17 protein-coding genes are annotated in these 25484 nt (G+C 69.5%); 11 read left to right on the top strand and 6 right to left on the bottom strand.

The genetic code is table 11. From position 1 onward, the window contains the following. Positions 1–167: 167 nt before the first annotated feature. The 7 genes from ACGF5C_RS11925 to ACGF5C_RS11895 all read left to right on the top strand — a co-directional run bounded on the left by ACGF5C_RS11925 (position 168) and on the right by ACGF5C_RS11895 (position 8690). A complete protein-coding gene (locus ACGF5C_RS11925) occupies positions 168–1379 on the top strand; it encodes a D-alanyl-D-alanine carboxypeptidase family protein (protein WP_393300104.1) in 1212 nt (403 codons plus the stop codon). Positions 1380–1482: 103 nt separating this feature from the next. Then, on the top strand, positions 1483–1995 hold the full coding sequence (yidD, locus tag ACGF5C_RS11920) for a membrane protein insertion efficiency factor YidD (RefSeq protein WP_393300100.1): 513 nt from the start codon (positions 1483–1485) through the stop codon (positions 1993–1995). Between the two features lie 342 nt (positions 1996–2337). Next, complete coding sequence (locus ACGF5C_RS11915; RefSeq protein ID WP_393300097.1) at positions 2338–2664, top strand: hypothetical protein; 327 nt, start codon at positions 2338–2340, stop codon at positions 2662–2664. 329 nt (positions 2665–2993) lie between these two features. After that, positions 2994–3956 (top strand): zinc metalloprotease, encoded by a 963-nt coding sequence (locus tag ACGF5C_RS11910; protein ID WP_393300094.1) that lies wholly within the window; start codon positions 2994–2996, stop codon positions 3954–3956. 195 nt (positions 3957–4151) lie between these two features. Continuing rightward, positions 4152–5360 (top strand): cyanophycinase, encoded by a 1209-nt coding sequence (locus tag ACGF5C_RS11905; protein WP_393300091.1) that lies wholly within the window; start codon positions 4152–4154, stop codon positions 5358–5360. Positions 5361–5562: 202 nt separating this feature from the next. Continuing rightward, positions 5563–6816 (top strand): protein kinase, encoded by a 1254-nt coding sequence (locus tag ACGF5C_RS11900; protein WP_393300088.1) that lies wholly within the window; start codon positions 5563–5565, stop codon positions 6814–6816. An 83-nt stretch (positions 6817–6899) separates the two neighbouring features. After that, the gene (locus ACGF5C_RS11895; RefSeq protein ID WP_393300085.1) at positions 6900–8690 is read left to right on the top strand and encodes an extracellular solute-binding protein; all 1791 of its coding nucleotides are present in this window, start codon (positions 6900–6902) and stop codon (positions 8688–8690) included. A gap of 162 nt (positions 8691–8852) precedes the next feature. Here ACGF5C_RS11895 and ACGF5C_RS11890 read toward each other — a convergent pair whose 3' ends face one another. Genes ACGF5C_RS11890 through ACGF5C_RS11865 form a run of 6 tightly spaced genes read right to left on the bottom strand, consistent with a single transcriptional unit; the run spans position 8853 to position 17263 of the window. Beyond that, positions 8853–10334: an ABC transporter substrate-binding protein gene (locus tag ACGF5C_RS11890; protein WP_393300082.1), complete on the bottom strand. Its 1482-nt coding sequence runs from the start codon at positions 10332–10334 to the stop codon at positions 8853–8855. 56 nt (positions 10335–10390) lie between these two features. Then, entirely contained in the window at positions 10391–11242 is an 852-nt protein-coding gene (locus ACGF5C_RS11885) for an ATP-binding cassette domain-containing protein (RefSeq protein WP_393300079.1), read from the bottom strand. 44 nt (positions 11243–11286) lie between these two features. Beyond that, entirely contained in the window at positions 11287–13071 is a 1785-nt protein-coding gene (locus tag ACGF5C_RS11880; protein WP_393300076.1) for a dipeptide/oligopeptide/nickel ABC transporter permease/ATP-binding protein, read from the bottom strand. Then, positions 13058–14044: an ABC transporter permease gene (locus ACGF5C_RS11875; protein WP_393300073.1), complete on the bottom strand. Its 987-nt coding sequence runs from the start codon at positions 14042–14044 to the stop codon at positions 13058–13060. The genes ACGF5C_RS11880 and ACGF5C_RS11875 overlap by 14 nt, the downstream gene beginning before the upstream one ends. Positions 14045–14094: 50 nt before the next feature. Beyond that, on the bottom strand, positions 14095–15579 hold the full coding sequence (locus ACGF5C_RS11870; RefSeq protein WP_393300071.1) for an ABC transporter substrate-binding protein: 1485 nt from the start codon (positions 15577–15579) through the stop codon (positions 14095–14097). A gap of 28 nt (positions 15580–15607) precedes the next feature. Further along, positions 15608–17263 (bottom strand): ABC transporter family substrate-binding protein, encoded by a 1656-nt coding sequence (locus ACGF5C_RS11865; RefSeq protein WP_393300069.1) that lies wholly within the window; start codon positions 17261–17263, stop codon positions 15608–15610. A gap of 406 nt (positions 17264–17669) precedes the next feature. Between ACGF5C_RS11865 and ACGF5C_RS11860 the strand changes: the two genes are divergently transcribed. The 4 genes from ACGF5C_RS11860 (at position 17670) to narJ (ending at position 25432) form a co-directional block, all read left to right on the top strand. Continuing rightward, on the top strand, positions 17670–19079 hold the full coding sequence (locus tag ACGF5C_RS11860) for an aminotransferase class I/II-fold pyridoxal phosphate-dependent enzyme (RefSeq protein ID WP_393300066.1): 1410 nt from the start codon (positions 17670–17672) through the stop codon (positions 19077–19079). 361 nt (positions 19080–19440) lie between these two features. Further along, positions 19441–23124 carry a nitrate reductase subunit alpha gene (locus tag ACGF5C_RS11855; protein ID WP_393300063.1) on the top strand — a complete coding sequence of 1228 codons (3684 nt, stop codon included), beginning with the start codon at positions 19441–19443 and terminating at the stop codon, positions 23122–23124. After that, entirely contained in the window at positions 23124–24815 is a 1692-nt protein-coding gene (gene narH / locus ACGF5C_RS11850; RefSeq protein WP_393300060.1) for a nitrate reductase subunit beta, read from the top strand. Before ACGF5C_RS11855 ends, narH begins: the two co-directional genes overlap by 1 nt. Beyond that, positions 24812–25432 (top strand): nitrate reductase molybdenum cofactor assembly chaperone, encoded by a 621-nt coding sequence (narJ, locus tag ACGF5C_RS11845; RefSeq protein WP_393300057.1) that lies wholly within the window; start codon positions 24812–24814, stop codon positions 25430–25432. The genes narH and narJ overlap by 4 nt, the downstream gene beginning before the upstream one ends. Positions 25433–25484 lie beyond the last annotated feature (52 nt).

The raw sequence follows: 25484 nt of genomic DNA, 5'->3' as shown, positions 1-25484 counted from the left end.
GTGGGAGTGGGTGCCGTTTTCAATGCGGCGCCGCCGGGTGCTGTCGGTCAGGCGCAGCCCGCCGCTCCCAACCTGCTCTGCCCTCATCGGCAACGAACGGGAGTTCGTGAACGTGCTTTTCTCCAATCGCACCGTACCCGCCTCTGCGACGATTACCGTACGTTAACGTGACTGACATTCGGGTTACCGCCTTGACGCTCAGCGCGCTCCTGGTTCTGCCCGCTGGCGCGCTCGTCGTGACACCGACGCCGGCGGCAGCCACGCCGTACGTGCCATGCCCCGCCGTGAAGCCGTCGGTTCCTCCGCCCGCCACGCCGTCTCCCCCACCGGTTGACCCCGCTCAGCGGGCGGTCGGGGGGCAGGCGCTGGCGACGCCAGGACTGGCCATCCCTGCGGATGCGCCGAAAGCTCCGGCAGTGACCGCCACCGCGTGGCTCGTGGCGGACCTCAACAGCGGTGAGGTCCTGGGCGGGTGCGGCCCACACGAGCACCGAACGCCAGCCAGCGTGCAGAAGCTGCTGCTCGCGGCGTCCCTGATGTCCCGCCTCGATCCGACCGACATCGTTCAGGTGACCCGGGCGGATCTGCACGATCTCGATCCGGCGAGTTCGCTGATGGGGGTGGTCGAGGGCGGCCGGTACTCGATCGAGAGCTTGTGGCTGGGGCTTCTCCTCAAATCGGGGAACGACGCGGCCAACGTGCTGGCTCGTGTCGGCGGCGGCGCCGCCGGCCGGCAGGGCGGAGTCGACGCGATGAACGACGAGGCGCAGCGGCTGCGCGCGAACCAGACACACGCTGCAACGCCCTCCGGCTTGGACGGCCCCGGCCAGTACACCAGCGCGTACGACCTCGCGCTGATCGCGCGAACCGTCTTCGCCCGCGAGGACTTCCGGCGCTACATCGCCACCGAGGTGGCACAGATACCGGAACGGCCGGGAAGCCCGGCAATCGAGATCACCCACGACCAGACGCTGCTGGGCCACTACCCCGGGACGCTCGGCGGGAAGACGGGCTTCACCGATCTGGCTCGGCAGACGTACGTCGGCGTAGCCGAACGCAACGGGCGACGGCTCGCGGTGACCCTGCTCGGGGCGGAGACCGCGCCGCTGGGGAGTTTGGGTGAGGCGGCAGCGCTGCTCGACTGGGGCTTCGCTCTTCCTGCCGGCGCGTCCGTCGGCCGTCTGGTCGCACCCGAGGAAAAGAAACACGACCGTCCTGTGGTCCCCGTCAAGGGCGAGCAACACGGCGGGGCCGGGGAATCGTCGTCCCCGTTCATACCCGCCGGCCTCGGCCTCGGCGCCGCCCTCGTGCTGACCGTCCTGATCCTGGCGGCCCCACGGCGGCGCAATGATGCGCGGGGTGACGGCGGCCAACGGTAGCGAGTCCCAGCCCCGCGCATCCGCACGGGGCTGGACAACGCCGGTCCCCGACGACCACCACAACCAACGGGACGCCTTGCCCGGGCCAGGCATGATCTCACCCATGACGATCAACAGCGCCGGCCACTCCGGAAGCCAGGGGCCCTGCCGCTGCCGTAAGCCGGCCCACTGCCACGCCGTGGGCCACTGCCACAGCGAGGTCGGCTCCCGTCGTCAGGGACCCGGCTGCAAGGGCCGCAAGGGGGCCCTGGACTCCTGTGGCGACGACCCTTGCAGCAGCCCGGGCTGCTGCGACCTCGGCCTCTTCTCCACCCTGCTCACCCTGGGCGCCGCCATGGCGGGTGCCGCCGGTGGCCTGGCGCCCGCCCGGCAGGGCCGACTGGCCGGCGATCGGCCGGGAACCCTGGACCGGGCCGGTCTCGCCGCGATCCGCGGCTACCGCCGCTGGCTGTCGCACCGCTGGCCCGGGCAGTGCCGGTACACCCCGACCTGTAGCGCGTACGGACTCGCCGCCGTCGAACGCTACGGGCTGGCCGTCGGCGGGCGGCTCGCGGCGGCCCGGCTGCGCCGTTGCCGGCCCGAGGTGCCGCTCGGAACCGCCGACCCGCTGCCCTGATCCGGGACCGCCGGGTGAGCAGTTGTGGTGCCCGCAGGCACCACCCGGCCGGACGGGCCGCTCCGGGCGGCCGGCGGGTGCCAGCGTCTCGGTCACCGCACCGTCGCCGTCTCCGCCGGCCCACCGGACGCCGCCCACCCCCAACCCCACGGGGGCTTGGAACAGTGCCCGCGCCCACCGGCGCCAACCCCAACATCCGACGTTGACGCAGGCTGGAACACTCGTTCGAGGGCGGCGGAAGACACATGGACCACCTGCTCGCCGACGGCGGCAGAATCACCCACGTGCCCGCCCATCTCCGCATCCTGCCTGACTGCACCAGGGCCGACAGGGAGGCCGACCATGGCTGAGCAACCACGACTGACCTTCGAACAGGCCAACACCATCTACGACATCCTCATCCGCCACGCCGGCGCCGACGAGACCGGCCGCAAGGACTTCGTGTTCGCCGAGACCTACCCCGGCTACCACTACTGCGATCTCTACCGATTCCAGGGCGCCCTCGGCTTCGGCGGCACGTTCTGGCACAAGGACGGCCGCTGGTACGTGACCACCGACCCGGAGGACGTTGCCGAGCAGCCCGAGCGCAACAACATGATCCAGGTGGTGAATGCCCAGCTTGCCGCCGCGAAGGCGGCCAGCGAGACCTCGGCCGGGGAGAATGGGTGACGCCACGCCCCACTCGCCGGGTGGTGACCCCGGTGCCGCGTGAGCCGGTGATGCCGCACTTCACGGCGTGGCCCGCCTCGTAGTCCTCGGCATCGAACGATGGCGGTCGGCCGACGACCTGGCCCCGCTTCTTGCGGGGCTCGACCCGGCCTGCGGTGCCGGGCTGCTGCCGATGGACGCCGACGCACCGGCGATGCTCCCTCTTTCGGGCCTGTTGTTAGCGCCGGTGGCGTGTTCTCATACCGAGACGACAAGGTCTGCGAGCTGTCGGGGCGACCCTCGTTCGTCCCGCTCCATGACCCCATCCCCCATGTGTGAAAGGTGCAACGATGCACAGGAGACTGACGTTCCAACTGGCAGTCCTGACAGCTACCGCGGCAACGTTCCTGGCGGCCGGTGGAGCCTCCGCGGCGGTGGGCACGGCAGGGTCCGTGACCGCCGCCGCGGGTGTCGCGGAGTGCGAGCCGGGTGCCGAGGGGCACAGCGCGGCGCGGGTGAGCGAGGGCGCCACGGCGCAGGAGCCGGAGCTGTATTCCAAGAACGAGGCGAACGCCTACGGCGTGATCAAGGATTCGCCGCGCCTGTCCAACGGCAGCGTCACCGTGCCCACGGTCTTCCACATGATCTCCGACCACCCCCTCAGCGCGGCCGAGACGAACAGGTGGAACACCCTGATCGCGGCGCAGATGGCGGTGCTCAACGATTCGTTCGCGGGCCGCACCGCGGCGAACGCCTCCGACACGCCGTTCCGGTTCTCGCTCGTCGACACGACGTGGACGGTGAACAGCGACTGGTACACGGTCGTGCCGGGCAAGAACGAGCGGGACATGAAGCGTGCGCTGTACACCGGCGACTCCCGCACCCTGAACGTGTACGCGGCGAACATCGGCGGTGGGCTCCTCGGCTGGGCGTACTTCCCGAAGGGTTACAACAACGGCCGGGACTACATCGACGGCGTGGTGATGCTCGACGAGTCGATGCCGGGCGGAACGGCGGGCAAGTACGCCCTGGGTGACACGCTGACGCACGAGGTCGGGCACTGGCTGATGCTGGAGCACACCTTCGCGCACGGGTGCTCCGCTGCCGGCGACTACGTCGCGGACACCCCGCGGGAGGCGGCGCCGCAGTTCAACTGCCCGGTGGGCGCGGACACCTGCACGGCGCCCGGGCTTGACCCGATCCACAACTTCATGGACTACACGCAGGACGCCTGCATGAACATGTTCACCCCGGGACAGGCGGACCGGATGAGCGACGCCTGGGTGGCATTCCGGGCCGGCGGCGGCAAGTAACCACGCACGTGTCGGGGTTGGCGGGCCGCGGTCGGCGGCTCGTCAACCCCCTTCGTGTACGCAGACCGAAGCGCTACCGAAAGTTCCCAACCGCACCCCCGCCAACGGCAGCTCCCGCGGGTGGCAGGTGGGCGTCGCGGAACAGGAATCGACGTTCCTTGACGCCGGTCCTGCGGCTGTCTAGCGTCGGTTGCCATGACCCGGCCCAGGTTCCTGCCACTGCTCACCGCCCTGATCGTCGCCGCGGCCGTGGCACTGCCCGTCAGTGCCGCCGCCAATCCCACCCGATCGGCGAGCGGACCGGGGGCGGTCATGCTGATCGGCGGCGCTCTCGCCGACGACAACAGCGCCGTATACGGGGAGTTCGTCCGGCAGGCCGGTGGCTCCGGGGCGCGTATCGGCGTGCTGAGCGCGTCGTCGGCGTCGCCGCACTGGGCCGCCAACCAGGTGGGCAAGGTCCTCGAGCGTTACGGTGCGGCGGAGGTCACCTGGATCCCGGTGAGCGTGAAGAAGAAGGGCAGCGGCGACGACACGGCGAACGCCGCGCTGGCCGCGTCGATGACCGGGTTCTTCTTCGCCGGTGGCGACCAGTTCCGCTACGTGCAGTCGATGATCCACGCCGACGGCTCCGACGGTGCGGTGCTCGCCGCGATCCGGCATCGCTTCCAGGCCGGCGCGCCGGTCGCGGGCACCAGCGCCGGCATGCAGATCTTCGCCGGCCCCGACATGATCACTGGAGGGTCGAGCTACTACGGGATCCGCGACGGGGCACACCCCGGCTACTACGACACCGACGAGATCCTCGGCTACTGGCCCGCTGGTGGCTTCAACTTCTTCACCTCCGGCCTCGTCGACACCCACTTCGACGCGCGCGGCCGCCACGGGCGGTCGCTCCGGCTCGCCGCCGACACCGGGCACGACCGGGTATACGGGGTGGGTGAGAACACCGCGCTGGTGGTCACCGGGGCGGGCACGGCGAGCGAGACCGCGCGGGTCGTCGGCACGAACGGGGTGTCGGTCCTCGACCTGCGCTCGGCCCAGGTCGGCACAGTCGGCGGGCACTGGTCGATCAGCGGTGTCCGATGGAGCTACCTCACCGACGGCGACAGCTACGATCCCGGCCGGTGGCAGGTCACGAAGGGCGCGACGAACACGCCCGCCGTCCCGCACGACCGCGCGGCGGCACCGCCGTCGACCGACGTGTTCGGCTCGTACGCGCTGCGCGACGCCGCCCTCGACCTCGCCGACGCCGGGCGGTCCACCGCGACGACCGGCACGACCGCGGAAACCGGTCCGCGTTTCGCGGTCGGGTTGGCCGAGGGCGCCTCGTTCCTCGCGTACACCGCCGGCGGGGCCGGCCTCGCGTCCTTCACCGACCTGACGGTGTCGATCCAGGCGGGCTGAGCCACCGGGGAGCAGCACGCCCGCGCCGGTTTCCGCCCATCCTGACACGCACCAGGGCGGGGGCTTCCAGCGCGTGCGCGACGCGCCAGCGAGGTCCGCCGCTCGCCCGGTCGGACAGCCTCGGCTGGGCGGTGCCGGCATGGCACGATACTCGGTGTCCTCCGCCGCCGGGTGGTCGGGACACGACGTTGATGGAGTCGGGATGACAGGACTGGCCGGCGCACCGGTGCCGGGGCTGACCCCACTGTGGACGCATGACCCGGTCACCGCCGGCCCCTACCGGCTGGTCGGCCGCTTGGGCGCGGGCGGGCAGGGGGTGGTCTACCTCGGCGAGGACGACCAGGGCCACCGCGTCGCGGTCAAGATGATCAACATCGACCTGCGCGACCCCCGGGCCCGGTCGCAGTTCACGAAGGAGATCGCCGCAGCACGCCGGGTCGCGCCGTTCTGCACGGCGCAGGTGCTCTTCGCCGAGGTGGACGGCGAACCGCCCTACGTGGTCAGCGAGTTCATCGAGGGACCGACCCTTCACCGGCACGTCCGCGAACACGGGACGGTCAACGGCAACGCGCTGCACCGGCTCGCCGTCGGCACTGCCACCGCGCTCGCCGCGATCCACCGCTCCGACATCGTGCACTGCGACCTGAAGCCGGACAACGTGGTGCTCGGCCGGGACGGCCCCCGGGTGATCGACTTTGGCATCGCCCGCGCACTCGGGGTCACCGAGACGGTGACCAGCCGGGTGATGGGGACGACCGCGTACATGGCCCCGGAGCGATTCCGCAACGACCCGGTCGCCCCGCCCTGCGACGTCTTCGCCTGGGCCGCCACGATCGCCTTTGCCGCGAGTGGCCGGCCGCCGTTCGGCAACGACTCGCTCTTCGCGGTCATGCACCGGGTCCTGAACGACCCGCCCGAACTGCCGCCGCTCCCGTCGGGCCTTGAGGAACTGATCCGGGAGTGCCTGGCCAAGGAGCCAGCGGACCGGCCGGCGGCCGAGCAGGTGCTGATCCGGCTGCTCGGGCAGGACGTCCGGGTCAGCGGTCGGGTCCGCCAGGAGAACCTGCTCCAGATGGGCAACGACACCGCCGGCGCGCCGACGACGAACGAGCCGCTGCCCACGTCGGCGATGCCGCAAGCCCAGCCGACACGTGTGGCACCGAGGCAAACCCGACCGACACCGCCGGACCAGCCTCCGGCATCGACGTCGGACACACCCGCCGCGTCGTCCCGCCCAGGAGAGGGTTGGGGGCGGCGGCTGCGCCGTGAGTCCGTCGACGCCTGGGGTGTGTCGACTGCGATCGTCCTCGGCTCGGGGGGCGCGGCCGCCGGCTACGTCGCGTCGAGCACGGTGGGCGTGGCCGCAGCGGTCGGGACGGCCACCTTCGTCGTGGTTTACCTGGTCCGGGTGCTGGTCGCGACGGCCCTCGGCAGCGACCCCTCCGACCGACCCTGACGGCCGGGTCCGGGCCCGTCCCGGTGGCGCCGGACCGATAGGTTGACTGCTATCAGTCAACCCCGTCGAGGAGGACGTTTCCGATGGCCCCAGCCCCGCCGCACACACGACAGTGGTTGCCGTACACCGCCGCCGCCACCATCGGGTTGCTGGTCATCGCCGGGGCGTTTCTGCTGGTCCGGCAGCGGGACGCAGGCACCGACCGGCCCCGCGCCGACTGCACCACCAAGCTCGAGGTCAACTCTTCCACGGAGAAGGCGGCGCTGCTGGTCGAGTTGGCCGAGCGGTACAACAGCAGTGACCGGTCGCTCGACGGCGGCGGCTGCGCCCAGGTGCACGTGAGTGCCCTGAACTCGGGCAAGGCCGCCGAGGCGCTGGGCGCCGGCTGGAGCGGCGTCGGCCTGCCCGAGCCGCAGGTCTGGTTGCCGACGTCGAGCCTGTGGACCGGTCAGCTCCGGTTGTTCGACCAGGCCGCCGGGCGAGCGCCGCAGACCCCGGACCAGTACCCGTCGATCGCCAACAGTCCCCTCGTGATCGCGATGCGACAGCCGAAGGGCGAACTGGTACGCCAGCGCGGGGCGCTGGGCTGGGGGGACATCCTCGGCCTCTCGGGGCGGGAAGGGTGGGCCGGCTTCGGTAAGCCGGAGTGGGGCCGCTTCACCTTCGGCAAGGACAACCCGAACCTCTCCACGTCGGGGCTGGCGGCAACTATCGCCACCTACTACGCCGCCGCACAGCGGTCCAGCGACCTGACCCGGTCGGACCTGGTGGACCCGAAGGTGACCCAGTTCGTCCGGCGGATCGAGGCCAACGTGTCGCACTACAGCGACGACGTGGTGGACCTGCTGCGGGACCTCGCCGAGGCCGACCTGGCCGGTGGGGGCGGGAGCACGGACGACATGAGCGCGATCGTCATGCAGGAGGAACTGGTCCACCTCTACAACGAGGGAAAGCTGAGCCCGACGCACGACGGCCAGGAGCGGGGCCAGCGGCCGAACGTCCCGCTGGTCGCCGTCCACCCGAAGGAGGGCACCTTCAACCTGGACCACCCGTTCGTGGTGCTCCCCTCCGCCGACGAACGGCAACGCGTGGCGGCAGCCGACTTCCTGGCCTTCCTGACCGAGGACGCCCAGCAGAGGAGCTTCGCCCGGCTCGGCTTCCGGGACCACGAACGCCGGGCTCCGGCGGAACTGCTCGCCAGCGTCGGCACCGAGCCCACCGGCGGGCTGACCTACTTCGAGCCGCCGGACCCGGCCGTGGTCAACGCGATGTTGGACAGCTGGAGCACGCTGCGTAAGAAGGCCAACATCCTGATCGCGCTGGACACCTCCGGATCGATGGAGGCGGCAGTCGGCGACCGTACCCGTTTCCAGGTCGCCTCGGCGGCGGCGGCCAAGGGACTCGCGCTGCTCAACGCCGAGGACCGGGTCGGGCTCTGGTCGTTCTCCTCGGAGACGTCGAAGCGGCCCGATGGCCCGTACCGGGAGGAGGTCCGGCTCGGTGACTTCGACCAGCAGCGGATCACCCGCCGAATCGGCGGCCTGCATGTCGAGGGGGGCACCGCGCTGTACGCGACGGTCCGGGCCGCCCACGGGCACCTGCTCGACCGGTACGACCCGGAACGAATCAACGCGGTCGTGGTGCTGACCGACGGCAAGAACGAGTACGGTCGGGACAACGACCTGGCCCGGTTGCTCGCCGATGTCGCCCTGGATCCGCGGCGCCCGGTCAAGGTCTTCTGCATCGCCTTCGACCGGGAATCGGACTTCGCCACCCTGGACCGGATCGCCAAGGCGTCGTCGGGCAAGGCGTTCGACGCCACCGACCCTGCCAAGATCGACGAGGCGTTCGTGAAGCTGGTCAGCAGCTTCTGAGCCTGCTCGGTCGCGAGCGGGCCGGGGCGGTGCCTTTCGGCCGTCCGCATGTCCGCGGCAGCCGTCGCCTCCAGATAGGACCGGGTACGACTCTGGAGGGTCTCGACGCCGACACGCCGTCCGACCTCAGGTCGGGCGGCGTGTCGACTGTTCGTCAATCGGTCAGGAGACCGGCCTGATGCGTCCCCAGTGCCACCAGGGTACGGAGAAGCCGATCTGGTCGGCCCAGCCGAAGAACTTCTCGCTGCGCGGGTAGTAGGTGCCGTACCAGAACAGCGGCACCCACTCGGTGTCCCTGGCCCACACCGCCTGCAGGTGCCGGTAGTGCTCGCGGCGCTCGTGCCTCGTCGCGGCGGTCCGCGCGGCGACGTAGGCGCCGTCCACGTCAGCATTCCGGTGCAGGCCCATGTTGTTCCGCCCGCCGGAGGAGTACTTGGTCGCCGTGATCTCCGGATCCGGCGCCATCGACCCGCCGACGATGATCAGGTCGAAATCGTGTTGCTTGCGTACCTGGCGGGACCAGTCCACCGACGACAGGCCGGCGAAGGTCACCTCGAACCCGACCTCGCCCAACTGGCGCGCGACCAGCTCGGCCAGTGGTCTGTGGCCGTGGAACAGGTCCATGTAGAACATCGACAGCTGGGCACGCACTCCCGACCGGTCCGCGGTGACACCGGCATCGTCGAGCAGGGCGCGTGCCCGTTCCGGGTCATGACCGGGCGCCTTGGCGTTCGGGTTGAAGGCCCACGAGGATCCGAGCAGGTAGTGATCCCAGGCCTGGGAGACCCCCGGATCGCCCAGGTCGGCGATCTCGTCCCGGTTCACCGCGTACGCGATCGCCTCACGCACCCGCCGGTCCTGCCACAACTCGCGGCCGTGGTTGAAGTCCAGCAGCGCCATGCCCGGACCCTCCCGCTTGAGGATCTCGACCCCCGGCACCCCTTCCACCAGGCCCAACCGGTCGCGGGTGAGGGTGTCCTGGGGAACGATGTGGGCCTCGCCGCGGGCGACCATCCGGACGCACTCGTCCCGGTCCGGCACGATTTTCAGGATCAGCCGGTCGATCTGCGGTCGCGGGCCCCAGTGGTTTTTCACCGCCTCCATGATGATGTGCTCGCCGGGGACCCATTCCGCGAGGCGGAACGGGCCGGATCCGACCGGCTTCAGGTTGTGCGGGTTCGTCGCCCAGTCCGTTCCCTCGTACAGGTGCCGGGGCAGGATGTGCGAGAAGATGAAGTTGCCGAGCAGGACGAGGAACCCAGCGTTCGGAGTGTGCAGGTGGTAGTCGACGGTGTAGTCGTTGACCGCGACGATGGTCTCCACATCCGTCAGGAACATCGCGCCCTGATAGCCCATGTCCTTGGCGTGCAGATGGGTGTAGACGACGTCGTGCGCGGTCAGCGGCGTGCCGTCCTGCCAGCGGGCCGCCTGGTTGAGGTGGAAGCGCCACCGGCGCGACCCGTCCAACTGTTCCCAGTGCGTGGCCAGATCGGGAAACGGGTTGATCTCGTACCATTCATTCAGCACGACCCGGTTGTAGATGTTGTTGCAGGCCAGATAGCCGGCGCTACCCGTCACGTTCCGGTACACATCGTTGAACTCCACCGCATCATGCGGCGTCGCCACCACGAAATCGACAGACATAGGCACGTCTCTCCGTTTCTGTTCAATTCGACAAGTAGCTGGCCATTCGGCGGTCGCTAGCGAAGGTCGCTATGCGGGCAGGGCGGCAGTCCGTCGGATTCCGTCGGCCACCGGTGCTGCAGCATTCGGGGCTTGGCTCGTTCGATCCGCGGGTCGGGCACCGGCACGGCCGCGAGGAGTTCCCGGGTGTACGGGTGCTTCGGCTCGCCGATCACCTGCTCGGTCGCGCCCAGCTCGACCATCTGCCCGCCATACATCACGCCGACCCGCTGGGAGATCTCCGCGACGACGGCAAGGTCGTGCGCCACGAAGAGGTAGGAGACCCCCCGCTCCCGCTGCAACTCCTTCAGTAGGCCCAGGATCGCCGCTTGGACCGAGACGTCGAGTGCGGACACCGGCTCGTCCAGCACGATCAGCTTCGGGTTCAGGGCCAGCGCGCGGGCGATCGCAATGCGTTGACGCTGACCACCGGAGAACTCGTGCGGAAACTTCCGCAGGCTGGCCGCCGGCAGCCGCACCTGGTCAAGGAGGGCCAGCGCGCGCCGGCTGGTCGCCGGCAGGCCATGGATCTGCGCCGGCTCGGCGAGAATGTCCGCCACCGTCATCCGCGGATCCAAGGATGTGTACGGGTCCTGGAACACGACCGACAGCTCACGCTGGAGCGCGCGGGCACCCGCGCCCTTGAGCTGGGAGGCATCCTCGCCGAGGAACAGCACCCGTCCCGCGGTCGGCCGCTGTAGTCCGAGGATGGTTCGTAGCAGCGTGGTCTTGCCCGAACCTGACTCGCCGACGATGCCGAGGGTCTCCGCTGGGCCGACCGAGAACGAAACCGAGCAGAGGGCGTGCACGATGGACTGTCCGCTCCGACGGGCAGCGCGCGGCGCGCGGAAGTGCTTCACCAACTCCATGACCCGCAACAGCTCGGCGGCCTCGCCGGGGCGCGTCTGCGCACTCATTTCCCCTCCACCGCCTTGCCTGTGAGCCGTGGGGCCAACGACAGCAACTTCCGCGTGTAGTCCGATCGAGGGTCGTCGAATATGTCGAAGACGTCCCGTTCTTCGACGATCTCGCCCTGGTACATGACGGCGACGCGATCGGCGATACCGGCGACGAGGGCCAGATCGTGGGTGATGAAGAGCATGGCCGCACCGGTACGCTCGCGAGCCACCGCGAGGGTGGCCATCACCTGGGCCTGCACCGTGACGTCCAGGGCGGTGGTTGGTTCGTCGGCGACGATGAGATCCGGGTCGTGCACCATCGCCAGGGCGATGGCGATCCGCTGGCGCATGCCGCCAGAGAGCTGATGGGGATGCTGGTCGAGGCGGGCCTCCGCATCCTTGATGGCCACGCTCTCCATGAGTTCGACTGCCCGCCGCCGGGCTTCGTCGCGGCTGACGGCGCCGGCCAGCTTCATCGAGTCCTCGAACTGGGCGCCGATGGTGAGCACCGGGTTGAGAGTGGTGGACGGATCTTGCAGGATCATCGCTATCCTCCGCCCCCGGTACGTCCGCCACTGCTCGAAGCTCAGGCCGGTGAGTTCGTCGCCGTCGAAAACGACCGACCCGGTGCCCGTCGCGTTGCTGGGAAGCAGCCCCACCAGCGACAGTCCGGTCAGTGACTTTCCTGATCCCGACTCGCCGACGAGGGCGACCACCTCGCCCGGCTGGATCTCCAGGCTGATCGAGTCCACCGCCACCTGCGCACCGAACCGCACGGAGAGGTCGGTCACCTTCAGCAGTGCCTCCCCCGCCCCCGCCGCCTCCCGCACGGGCAGTTCCCGACGGCGGCGCCGGCTGACGGTTGAGCGAGGCTTCGCCAGGGGGTTGGTGGGCGAAGACTTCGGGTTGAAGGCGTCCCGCAGCCCCTCCCCGACGTAGTTGACCGCCAGCACGATGGTGATGATCAGGAAGCCCGGGAAGTAGAACAGCCACGGCCGGGTCAGCACCGCCGACTGCGCGTTTGCCACCAGTAGGCCCAGCGAGGTGTCCGGTGGCTGCACCCCGAACCCGAGGAAGGACAGGCTGCTCTCGGCGAGAATCGCCACGCCGAACATCAGCGTGCCGGCTACCACGATGTGGTCCGAGACGTTGGGCACCAGGTGCCGGAACATGATCCGGGCCGGGCTCGCCCCCATCACTCGCGCCGCATCCACGAAGGCCTGCTCCCGCAGACTCAGCACCACGCCGCGGACCAGGCGGGCGACCGAGGTCCACATGAGCGCCCCGAGGACCAGCGCGAGGCCGAGCCAGGAGACTCCCCGGCCGGCGACCAGCGATCCCAGGAACGCGGCCAGGGCGAGGGTGGGCAGCGTGAGCACGAGATCGACGGCGCGCATCACGGTGGCGTCGACGAGGCTGCCGAAGTACCCGGCCGTCACGCCCAGGACCACGCCGATCACGCAGGCGACAATGGTGACCGAGAAGGCGATCAGGAGCGACTGCTGCATGCCGCGTAGCACCAGCGCGAACAAGTCACGGCCCAGGGTGTCCGTACCCATCGGGTGTTGCGGTGATGGTGCCTGCGACAGCTCGGACGTGATGTCGGTGTAGTCGTACGGCCAGAGCGGCGGGACGATGACGGCCGCGAGGATGACGACGACGAGTATACCCAGGGCGACCATGCCCACCCTGTGCCGGAAAAACCGGCGGGCGGTGACGGCCAGCCTCGACGTCCCGGGTTCACGCTCCGTCGTGCCGGGTTCGATCGCCAGATCTTCGGTCAGCTCAGGACTTGGCATAACGCACCCGCGGATCCACGAGGCCGTACAGGATGTCGGCGAGAAGGTTGAAAACGACCACGGCGGTCGCGGCGATGAGCAACCACGCGAGTACGGCGTTCGTGTCGCGCAGCGCGATCGACTCGAGCAGGAACCCGCCCATGCCGCGCCACTGGAAGACCGTCTCGGTGATCACCGCGCCGGAGAAGACGACCGGGAGGTCCAGCGCGACGATGGTCACGATCGGGATGAGCGCGGGGCGGACCACGTACGACCCGACGATGCGCCGGCGGGACAGCCCCTTGAGCACGGCGAACCGGACGTGGTCCCCGGCCAGTCCCTCGGCCACCGCCGCGCGTTGGTAGCGGCTCCAGGTCGCGAAGTGCACCAGGGCCAGCACGATCGTCGGCAGGACCAGGTGCCCGGCGATGTCCCCGGCCAGGGGCAGTATGCCCTCTGGTCGGGGCACCGACGCCTCCCCCACGGTGTAGAAGATCTGGTAGCCGGTCAGGTCGTTCAGCCCGATCCCCCACTGTTTCAACAACACTGCCAGCCAGAACGACGGCAGCGCGAGGAGCACGAACGCGGCCGGGGTCATCATCAGGTCCGGCCAGCGACGCTGGTGGAGCGCGGACACCGTGCCGGCGATCAGGGAAAGCACGAGCGCCAGCACGATGGCCAACAGGACCAGGCGCAGGGTGACCCCGACCCGGGTGCCCAGCTCCGCCCCGATGTCGCGGGTGGCGATCGTCGACGGACCGAAGTCGCCGGTGAGCACCCCGCCGAGCCAGGTCAGATAGCGCAGCGGTAGCGGCCGGTTCAGCCCCAACCGCGCTTCCTCGGCGGCGATCACCGACTCCGGGACCGGCGGTTGCCGGTCCCGGAGCTCGGCCAGCGGATCTCCCGAGACCGAGATCACTGTGAAGATCACGATGGAAGCGAGCAGCAAGACCAGGACGGCGCTTGCCAGCCGTCGAAGGATTAACCGAATCATGTCTCCGCGCCTCCTCTCCTCGGGAAGATCTGCCTGTGGTTACCGCGGGTTCAGACCGCGCGGATGCGGCCCCAGTGCCACCAGGGCACGGAGTAGCCGAGCTGGTCGGACCAGCCGTAGAACTTGCTGCTGCGGGCGAAGTAGGTGCCGTACCAGAACAGCGGCACCCATTCGGTGTCCCTGGCCCAGATCTCCTGCAGGCGCCGGTAGTGCGCGCCGCGTTCGGCGAGGGTGCCCGCGGTGCGTGCGGCGAGGTAGGCGGCGTCGACGTCAGGGTTGTGGTGCTGGGCCATGTTGCCCTGGCCGCCGCTGGTGTACTTCGGGGCGGTGATCTCCGGGTCGGGCGCCATCGATCCGCCGACGATGATCAGGTCGAAGTCGTGGGCGCCGGTGACCCGGCGGGCCCAGTCCACGGAGGAGAGTCCCTCGAAGGTGACGTCGAAGCCGATCGCGCCCAACTGGCGGGTGATCATCTCTGCCAGTGGCTTGTGCCCGTGGAAGCTGTCCATGTAATACATCGAAAGCCGGGCCCGGACGCCGGAGGCGTCGGCCGTCACGCCGGCCTCGTCGAGCAACGCGCGCGCCCGTTCCACGTCATGGCCCGGCGCCTTGGCATCCGGGTTGAACGCCCACTCCACCGAACCCAACAGGTAGTGGTCCCACGCCTGCGAAACTCCCGGGTCGCCGAGTTCGGCGATCTCCTTCCGGTCCACGGCGAGGGCGACCGCCTCCCGGACCCGCTGGTCCCGCCAGAGCTCCCGGCCGTGGTTGAAGTCCAGCAGCGCCATTCCCGGCCCTGGATCACGCAGCAGCTCGATATCCGCGGTGGCGCCGTCGAGCAGGTGCAGCCGATCCCTGGTCAGGGTGTCCTGGGGGAAGAAGTGAGCCTCGCCGCGGGCCACCATCCGGACGCACTCGTCCCGGTCCGGGACGATCTTCAGGATCAGTCGGTCGATCTCCGGCTGCGGCCCCCAGTGGTTCTTCACCGCCTCCATGACGACGTGCTCGCCCGGTATCCATTCCGCCAGCCGGAACGGGCCGGAGCCGACCGGCTTCAGGTTGTGCGGGTTCGTCGCCCAGTCCGTTCCCTCGTACAGGTGCCGGGGCAGGATGTGGGTGAAGATGAAGTTCCCCAGCAGGACGAGGAATCCGGCGTTGGGCGTGTGCAGGTGGTAGTCGACGGTGTGGTCGTCAACCGCGACGATCGTCTCCACGTCCTTCAGAAACCGGCCGCCGGTGTATCCCATCTTCATCGCGTGCAGGTGGGTGTAGACGACGTCGTGCGCGGTCAGCGGCGTACCGTCCTGCCAGCGGGCCGCCTGGTTGAGGTGGAAGCGCCACCGGCGCGACCCGTCCAACTGCTCCCAGTGCGTGGCCAGGTCCGGGAACGGGTTGATCTCGAACCACTCGTTGAGAACCACCCGGTTGTAGATGTTGTTGCAGGCGATGTATCCGGCACTCGCGGTGGTGTTGCGGTAGACGTCGTTGAATTCCACCGCGTCATGCGGGGTGGCCACCACAAAGTCGATGGTCATCTGAATCCTTTCTCGAATGATCGCGCGACTACTTGCGCAGACCCCACTGCTCGACATTCATGGTGGTTCCGTACTTGCTGGGGTTGATGAAGATTTTGGCGAACTTGTTCGGGTGGACGGCCATCTGTGGGCTGGCGAACAGCGGCAGCACCACACCGTCGGACATCAGGGTCCGGTCGAGTTCGTTCATCAGCTCGACCTGCTTGCGCGGATCGAGTTCGGTCGCGGCCGCCGCCAGGATCCGGTCCGCCTCGGCGGACGAATAGCCGAACGAGCGGGCTGCGCCGGTGCCGTACCACTGCTGCAGGGACAGCGCACCCAGGTCGAGTGCCGTTCCGGTGGCCATGAGGTCGAAGCTGCCCGAGCGCAGCGCCGGCGAGTAGCGCGAGCCGTCGGCCGCGTCGATGGCCACGGTGATGCCCAGTTGCTTGAGTTGGGACTGGGCGATCTGCGCGAGCTCCATGCGGAGCACGTCGGTGGACAGGGTCAACATCTTCAGGTCGCGCAGGGGCTTCCCGTCGGGGAGGATCAGCCTGCCGTCGGTCACGCGATATCCCGCCTTCTGCAGGATGTCGATCGCGGCCTTGCTGTCACCCTTGCCGATGTTGAGCTCGTCGATGTTCTCGCGGTACGCGTCGATTCCGCCCACCTTCTGCCCGGGGACGTACGTGCTGCTCTTCATGGTCACCAGGTCCGGCGCGTACTGGCCGACCGTGCGCTTACGCATGTCGTCGAGGTCGAGCCCGGTGGCGATCGCCTTGCGCAGGGCCGCGTCGCTCATCACGTCACCGGTGGTCTTCATGCCGAGGTGGAAGTAGGTGAGCGTCGAACCGACCTGAACGGTCATACCGTTCATGGCCTTCACCTGGTTGACGGTGTCGAGAGTCGGGTTCTGGTAGACCAGATCGATCTCACCGTTCTGCAGCGCCGTGATCTGCGCGCCCTGGCCCGAGATGTAGCGCGTCGTGATGGTGTCCAGGTTCGCCGGATCCCCGTACCACTTGGGGTTCTTGACCATGGTCATCGAGACGCCGTCCTGGTAGTCCTTGATCAGGTACGGCCCGCCCGAGAACTTCGGCACGTTCTTGCCGAAGCCTTCGTTGAAGGAGGTCGCCAGGTCCCCGTAGGTCTCGGCCACATGCGCCGGCAAGATGTAGTTGAACAGGGCCTGCCACATCGCGAACGGTTTCGCGTAGGTCATCGTCACCGTCTTGCCGTCGCTGCTGGTCTCGACAGAGGTGATCAGCGAGTAGCCTTCGGTGAACGCGGCCTTGCACCCGGCGCACTTCTTCGGGTCCTGCACCGCCTGGGTGTACTCGAAGTCCTTGCCGGTGATCGGGGTCCCGTCCGACCAGACGGCCTTCTGCTGGATCTTGTACTCGACCTTCATCGGACTGGTGCCAACGACCTCGGCGGACTCCAGGAGCGCCTTGTTGAGCACCACGCTGGTGTCGGGGTTGGTCAGGAACGGGTGTGGATAGAACGGCCACTGCTGCTGGCGCTGGCCGGTGGTGTCGCCGGCGGCGGACAGCGGGTTCCAGTCCACCGGGGCGCTGGTAGCGGCCAGGGTCAACGTCCCGCCGGCCGTAACCTCGCTCGCGGCGGCCGGCGTCTTTGACTTGTCATCGTCGATCTTCGTGCAACCTGCGGGCCCGACCAGCGCGGCGAGCGCGACAGCGACCACGAGGCGTCGAGAGGCTTTCACGGGCACACGTCCTCTGGTTCAAGTGATGGGGTACGCGACGTCGTGTGGCTGGTGTTCGACTCCGGGGGGCGGTTGCCAGGGTGGCTGGACTCCGCGGCCAGGACCCTCAAAGTTCGAGGTCAACGCCGTAGAAGCTAAGTTCGGCTTATGTTCCGGTCAACATTACAATGTCCATGGACATATCCTGGCCGCCTCGACGGCCGGCCCCGCACCCACGGGCCGGCACCCCCCGTGGCCCGCACCTGGCGACTACAGTCACCACCCGGCACGCCTACCCTGCCGACCGCGGCGCTTGATGGTCGACGGCGTTGACCCTCGGGCGCGTTTCGCTATTCGGAGGACACCAACCGTGACACCACCAGCGCCGCTGGATAGCCAGGAATGCATGCGACTCATCCAGTCGCGGCTCACGTTGCGCACGACCAACGCATTGGCCCGGGCGATCCTCGACCTGATCGCGTCCGGCGACCTGCCGGCCCAATCGCAACTGCCCACCGTGCGGGATCTGGCGGCCAAACTGGGGATGAGCCGCTCCTCGGTGGCGCAGGCCTGGAAGACGCTCAGCTCCCGGTACGTCATCGAGACCCGGCGCCGCGGCGGCACCTTCGTCCTCGGGCCGCCGCAGCCGCCACGGGCCAGGCGATTCGACAGCATGGTGCGCACCTCGTCGACGATGCCCATCGATCTCGGAAATCTGCGAAGGGATGACCTGCCCCCTCCGGACCTGGCACCCGCTCTCGCCTACGCGCTGAGCAACCGGGCATTGCACAACACCTTCGCCGACCCGGTCGTCCCCGAACTGGCGGAGGCAGTCCAGCCATACTGGCCGTTCGAAACCAACCATTTTCTCGCCACCCACGGGATCATCGACGCCATCGAACTGGCGCTCGCCGCCGTGGTCCGCCCGGGCGATCGGGTCATCATCGAGTCACCCACCCAGGCACGAGTGCTCGACATCCTGGATTCCATCGGTGCCACCACGATCCCCATCGATTACCGATCAGGCGGCCCAGATCTTGATCAACTACGGGTTGCGCTGATCAGCAAGCCAACCGCAATGATCTACCAGCCCAGCGGAAACGCGCCGTCCGGACTGACCGTCAGCGACGAGTGGATCGCGGGGGCGGCTGCCCTGCTCCAGAACGAAGCGTTTCCCATCTTCGAACTCTCGCAGACCGCCCTCATGCGGTCAGCACAGCGGTCTCTGGCGACCCGCCTTCCGAGCCGTGTCGTGCACATGCAGGCCTACAACTTCTTCTTCGGCGCCGACCTGCGCGTGGCCGTGGTAGGCGGCTCGCCGGAGTACATCGACATGATGTGGCTACGACTCACCTACTCGTCACGCTGGGTCAGCCGCGTCCTACAACTCGCGTTAGCATTCCAATTGACAGATGCGAATGCGATACACCACACGAACGACTTCATCGCAGAGTGCAAGCGAAGGTATTCCGAATTCAGCGAGGCCCTCACCGGACGCGGATTCGACCTCGAACCGACCGAAGGACCCCACATCTGGCTGCCAGTCCCCGACGAGCATTCGGTCTGCACCCGACTCAGTCGGCATGGCATCGTCGTTCATCCCGGCAGCTTCTTCCATGCCCACCCGGCCCCACAGCATCATGTGCACATCAACGGAACCGCACTGGTCGACGGCATCGACGAAATGGCCCAGACGATAGCCCAAGCCTGCCGGATGCCCACCAAGGCAAACGAAGGCTCCGCGGCCCCTGCCAGACCCGATCCGAGTCGAGACCGGACCTCAACTCCTCGGGTGGCCGCCCGAACACCGCGATGAGATATCCGCTGCTCCGCGCGAACGCCGGCAGCGTCAGGGTGCCCGCCGCAGTCCGGGCCACCCAGCGCACCGCGGATCGCAGCAACCGCGACCGCCCGCCCGGCCACTGACGGAGCCGCGCGGATCGGGCCGGACGTGTGGCAGCTCCGGCTGTCCCGCCGAGGCCTGACGGACGGAACCGAGTCCCTCCGACGGCCTCCAGCGGAAAACAGCGACAACGCTGGATGGTCTCGGGACCTTCGGCACGGTTGCGCGGCGTGGCACATCGGCACGATGGCCGGAACGCCCGCGTGCGGTTGCGTCCCGGCGCAGATGCGGGCAACGTGGGCCGCCACGGCGATCTATCGGAGGAATGAGGCGTATGTCGCGAGCCACCGAGAGTGCGGGACGGGCGCTACTGGCCGTGGGCGGCCTGGTGCGCCGAGCCGAGGTGTCCGCCGACGGCCGTACGCTGCACCAGATCGGCGGCCGGGAGGCGGACGCGTTCTACCGGGACCGCTGGTCCTACGACAAGGTGGTGCGCTCCACGCACGGGGTCAACTGCACCGGCTCGTGCTCCTGGAAGGTGTACGTCAAGGACGGCATCATCACCTGGGAGCAGCAGCAGACCGACTACCCGAGCGTCGGGCCCGACCGCCCGGAGTACGAGCCGCGCGGCTGCCCCCGGGGCGCCGCCTTCTCCTGGTACACCTACTCCCCCACCCGGGTGCGTTACCCGTACGCACGGGGAGTGTTGGTGGAGATGTACCGGGAGGCCAAGGGCCGCCTCGGTGACGCGGTGGCCGCCTGGGCGGACATCCAGGCCGACCCCGAGCGCCGCCGCCGCTACCAGAAGGCCCGCGGCAAGGGCGGCCTAGTGCGCATCACCTGGGACGAGGCGCAGGAGATGATCGCCGCCGCCCACGTGCACACGATCGCCGAGTACGGCCCCGACCGGATCGCCGGCTTCTCCCCCATCCCGGCGATGTCGATGGTGTCGCACGCCGTCGGCGCGCGGTTCGTGTCGCTGCTCGGCGGGTCGATGCTGTCCTTCTACGACTGGTACGCCGACCTGCCGGTGGCCTCCCCGCAGGTGTTCGGCGACCAGACCGACGTGCCCGAGTCCGGGGACTGGTGGGACGCCTCCTACCTCGTCATGTGGGGCTCGAACGTCCCGGTGACCCGCACCCCGGACGCGCACTGGATGGCCGAGGCACGCTACCGCGGCCAGAAGGTCGTGGTGGTCAGCCCCGACTTCGCCGACAACGTCAAGTTCGCCGACGAGTGGATGCCGGCCCAACCGGGCACCGACGGCGCCCTCGCGATGGCGATGGGGCACGTCGTGCTCAAGGAGTTCCTCGTCGACCGGCGCACGCCCCGGTTCGTCGACTACGTGCGTAGGTTCACCGACCTGCCGTTCCTGGTGACCCTGGAGCCGGGCGCGGACGGGGCGTACCGGCCGGGCAGGTTCCTCACCGCCGAACACCTGGGCGAGACCGGGAAGGAGGCGGCCTTCAAGACGGTGCTGTGGGACTCGGCCACCGACGCCCCCGCCGTGCCCCGCGGCAGCCTCGGCCACCGGTGGGGCGAACAGGACGGCCAGTGGAACCTCGACCTGGGAGACCTGGAGCCGGCGCTGACCTGCCTCGGCGCCGGCGACGCGGTCGAGGTGGAACTGCCCCGCTTCGACACCGACACCCCGCAGGTGCTGCGCCGGGGCGTGCCGACCCGGAAGATCCGGCGGGCGGGCGCGAGCGAAGAGATCATCGTGACCAGCGTGTTCGACCTGCTGCTGGCCCAGTACGGCGTGGCCCGCGACGGGTTGCCCGGGCAGTGGCCGGCGGGCTACGACGACGTCGCGACGCCGTACACGCCGGCGTGGCAGGAACCGATCACCGGGGTGCCGGCGGCACAGGTCGCCCGGGTGGCGCGGGAGTTCGCCGACAACGCGGAGCGCTCGGGCGGTCGGTCGATGATCCTGCTCGGCGCGGGCACGAACCACTGGTTCCACTCCGACGCCACCTACCGGGCGATCCTGGCGCTGGTGACCCTCACCGGCTGCCAGGGCGTCAACGGCGGCGGCTGGGCGCACTACGTCGGGCAGGAGAAGTGCCGCCCGGCGACCGGCTGGGCGCAGCTCGCGTTCGGCCTGGACTGGGTCCGGCCGCCGCGACAGATGATCGGCACCGCCTTCTGGTACGTGCACACCGACCAGTGGCGCTACGACACGTACTCCGCCGACGTGGTGTCCTCGCCGACCGGCACGGGCGCCTTCGCCGGCAAGCACACCATGGACCTGCTGGCCCAGTCGGCGCGGTCGGGCTGGATGCCGTCGATGCCGACCTTCGACCGCAGCCCCCTCGACCTGGCCGACGAGGCCCTCGCCGCCCGGCCCGACGACCCGGCCGGCTGGGTGGCCGAGCAACTCGGCGACGGGCGGGTGCGCTTCGCCTGCACCGACCCGGACGCGCCGGAGAACTGGCCTCGGGTGCTGACCGTGTGGCGGGCCAACCTGCTCGGCTCGTCGGCCAAGGGCAACGAGTACTTCCTGCGGCACCTGCTCGGCACCAACGCCAACCTGCGCGCCGACGAGGCCCCGGCGGAACTGCGGCCCAAGGACGTCACGTGGCGGGACGAGGCGCCGGAGGGCAAGCTCGACCTGCTGCTGTCGCTGGACTTCCGGATGACCTCCACGACGCTCTTCTCCGACATCGTGCTGCCGGCCGCCACCTGGTACGAGAAACACGACCTGAGCAGCACCGACATGCACCCGTTCGTGCACGCGTTCACCCCGGCGATCAGCCCGCCGTGGCAGGCCCGCACCGACTTCGCCGCCTTCCACGGCATCGCGAAGGCCTTCTCGAAGCTGGCGGCGACCCGGCTCGGCGTACGCAAGGATCTGGTCGCGGCGCCGCTGCTGCACGACACCCCGGACGCCATGGCGACACCGCACGGCCGGGTCCGCGACTGGGCGGCCAAGGGCGAGACGCCGGTGCCCGGCCGGACCATGCCGAAGCTGCTGGTGGTCGAGCGCGACTACGGGGCGGTCGCCGAGAGACTGGCCGCGCTCGGCCCGCTGATGGACAGCCTCGGCACCACCGGCAAGGGCGTGTCGGTCGACGTCCGGCCGGAGGTGGCGTACCTGCGGCGCAAGAACGGCGAGGTGCGCGGCGGCGCGGCCGACGGACGGCCGTCGCTGGCAACGGACGTGCACGCCTGCGAGGCGATCCTCGCCCTCTCCGGCACCACCAACGGCCGGGTCGCCACCGCCGGCTTCCGGGACGTGGAGAAGCGCACCGGCGTACGCTTGGCCGACCTGGCCGCCGAACACGAGGGCAAGCAGATCACCTTCGCCGACACCCAGTCCCGCCCGGTGCCGGTGATCACGAGCCCGGAGTGGTCGGGCAGCGAGCACGGCGGCCGCCGATACTCGCCGTTCACGATCAACACCGAGCGGCTCAAGCCCTGGCACACCCTCACCGGGCGGCAGCACTTCTTCCTCGACCACGACTGGATGCACGAGGCCGGCGAGGCGCTGCCGATCTTCCGGCCGCCGCTGGACATGCACAAGCTCTTCGGCGAGCCGAGACTGGGCCGCAACGGCGAACTGGAGATCACCGTCCGGTATCTCACGCCGCACTCGAAATGGTCGATCCACTCCGAGTACCAGGACAACCTGATCATGCTGACGCTCTCGCGGGGCGGGCCGACGATGTGGATGAGCGAGGCCGACGCCGCGAAGATCGGCGTACGCGACAACGAGTGGATCGAGGCGGTCAACCGCAACGGCGTGGTGGTCTGCCGGGCCGTGGTCAGCCACAAGATGCCCGAGGGGACGGTCTACATGTACCACGCCCAGGAGCGGGTGATCGACGTGCCGAAGGCCGAGGTCAACGGCCGGCGCGGCGGTATCCACAACTCGCTGACCCGGCTGCTGGTCAAGCCCACCCACCTGATCGGCGGGTACGCGCAGCTGTCGTTCGCGTTCAACTACCTCGGTCCCACCGGCAACCAGCGTGACGAGGTCACCGTGATCCGCCGCCGCTCGCAGGAGGTGCAGTACTGATGCGTGTGATGGCCCAGATGGCGATGGTGATGAACCTCGACAAGTGCATCGGCTGCCACACCTGCTCCGTGACGTGCAAGCAGGCGTGGACCAACCGGTCCGGCGTGGAGTACGTCTGGTTCAACAACGTGGAGACCCGGCCCGGCCAGGGCTATCCGCGCACGTACGAGGACCAGCAGCGGTGGCAGGGCGGCTGGGTCCGCACCCGCACCGGCCGCCTCAAGCCGCGTTCGGGCGGCCGGGTGAAGAAGATGTTCAGCATCTTCGCCAACCCGAAGTTGCCGTCCATGCAGGACTACTACGAGCCGTGGACGTACGACTACGAGCACCTGCTCACCGCGCCGGCGGGCGAGGACACTCCCGTCGCCCGGCCGAAGTCCCTGCTGACCGGCCAGGACACGAAGATCACCTGGAGCGCCAACTGGGACGACTCGCTCGCCGGCGGCAACGAGATCGCCGCCGGCGACCCGGTGCTGGCCAAGATCTCCGACCAGGTGAAGCAGGAGTTCGAGAAGACGTTCATGTTCTTCCTGCCCCGCATCTGCGAGCACTGCCTCAACCCGTCCTGCGCGGCATCCTGCCCCTCCGGGGCGATCTACAAGCGGGCCGAGGACGGCATCGTCCTGGTCGACCAGGACCGGTGCCGCGGGTGGCGGATGTGCGTGACCGGCTGCCCGTACAAGAAGGTCTACTTCAACCACCGGACCGGCAAGGCCGAGAAGTGCACCTTCTGCTTCCCGCGCATCGAGATCGGCCAGCCGACCATCTGCTCCGAGACGTGCGTCGGCCGGCTGCGCTACCTCGGTCTGATGCTCTACGACGTCGACCGGGTCGCCGAGGCGGCGGCCGTCCGGGACGAGGGCGACCTGTACGAGGCCCAGCGCTCGGTCTTCCTCGACCCGCACGACCCGGCCGTGGTCGAGGCCGCCCGGACGGCCGGCATCCCCGACGACTGGATCGAGGCGGCCCAGCGCTCTCCGGTCTGGGATCTGATCATGAAGTACGAGGTGGCGCTGCCGCTGCACCCGGAGTACCGGACCATGCCGATGGTCTGGTACATCCCCCCGCTGTCGCCGGTGGTCGACGTGCTGCGCGAGACCGGCCACGACGGCGAGGCCGCGGGTAACCTCTTCGGCGCCATCGACGCGCTGCGCATCCCGGTGGAGTACCTCGCCGAACTGTTCAGCGCCGGTGACCCGGGCCCGGTGCGCGGCGTACTCAACCGGCTCGCGGCGATGCGCGCGTACCAGCGCCGGATCAACCTCGGCGAGGCCCCGGACGAGTCGATCGCCGCCGCGGTCGGGATGACCGGTGACCAGATGGACGAGATGTACCGGCTGCTGGCGATCGCCAAGTACGAGCAGCGCTACGTCATCCCGGCGGCGCACGCCGAGGACGCGCACCAGCTGGAGAAGGTCGCCACCGAATGCAGCCTCGACTACGAGGGCGGCCCGGGCATGGGCGGCGGCGGCCCGTACGGGCAGGGACCGTTCGGCGAGTCCTCCGGCACCACCGTGCCGGTGCAGGTGGAGACCTTCCACATGCTGCGGGACCGGCAAACCGCCGACAGCTTCACCGACCCGGGCGACGAGCCGCGCCGGGTCAACCTCCTCAACTGGGACGGCAAGGGCACCCCGAAGGGGCTCTTCCCGCCCCGCCCCCGCGACCGTGGAGAGGACGACGCCCGATGAGCGGGCCCACCTGGCGGGCGGTGGCGGCCCGGGCCGCCTCGCTGCTGCTGCGCTACCCCGACGACGAGGTCATGGCGGCGCTGCCGGTGCTGCGCGCCGCCCTCGACGAGCTGCCGGCGGCGGTCGCCGGGCCGCTGGGCGAGGTGGTCGGCCACCGCGAGCACACCGAGCCGGGCCGGCTGCGGGCGGCGTACGTGGAGCTGTTCGACTTCCGGCGCCGCTGCTGCCTGCACCTGACGTACTACACCTGCGGCGACACCCGGAAGCGCGGCGAGGCCCTGGTCGGCTTCTTCGGCGCGTACCGGAGGGCGGGTCTGGCGGTGGTCGGCGGCGAGCTGCCCGACTTCCTGCCCGCGGTGCTCGACCTGGCCGCCGTGGACGACGGCGGGTGGCGGCTGCTGCGGGACAACCGGGTCGGTCTGGACCTGCTGGTGGAGGCGCTGGGGCGGGAGCAGTCGGCCTACCGGCACGCGGTGGTCGCCGTCCGGGAGATGCTGCCGCCTGCCGGGCCGGCGGACCTCGCCGCGGCGGCCCGGCTGGCCCGCAGCGGCCCGCCGGTGGAACAGGTCGGCCTGGAACCGTTCGGTCTGGTCGACACGACGGAGGGTCGCCGGTGAGCGCGAGGAACGCAGCGCAGCGCAGCACCACAGTCGCGAACGGAAGGGGTCG

It is taken from the genome of Micromonospora sp. NPDC047620 (genome assembly GCF_043205005.1).
Classification (GTDB): Bacteria; Actinomycetota; Actinomycetes; order Mycobacteriales; family Micromonosporaceae; genus Micromonospora.
This window is presented reverse-complemented; position numbering and strand designations above follow the sequence as displayed.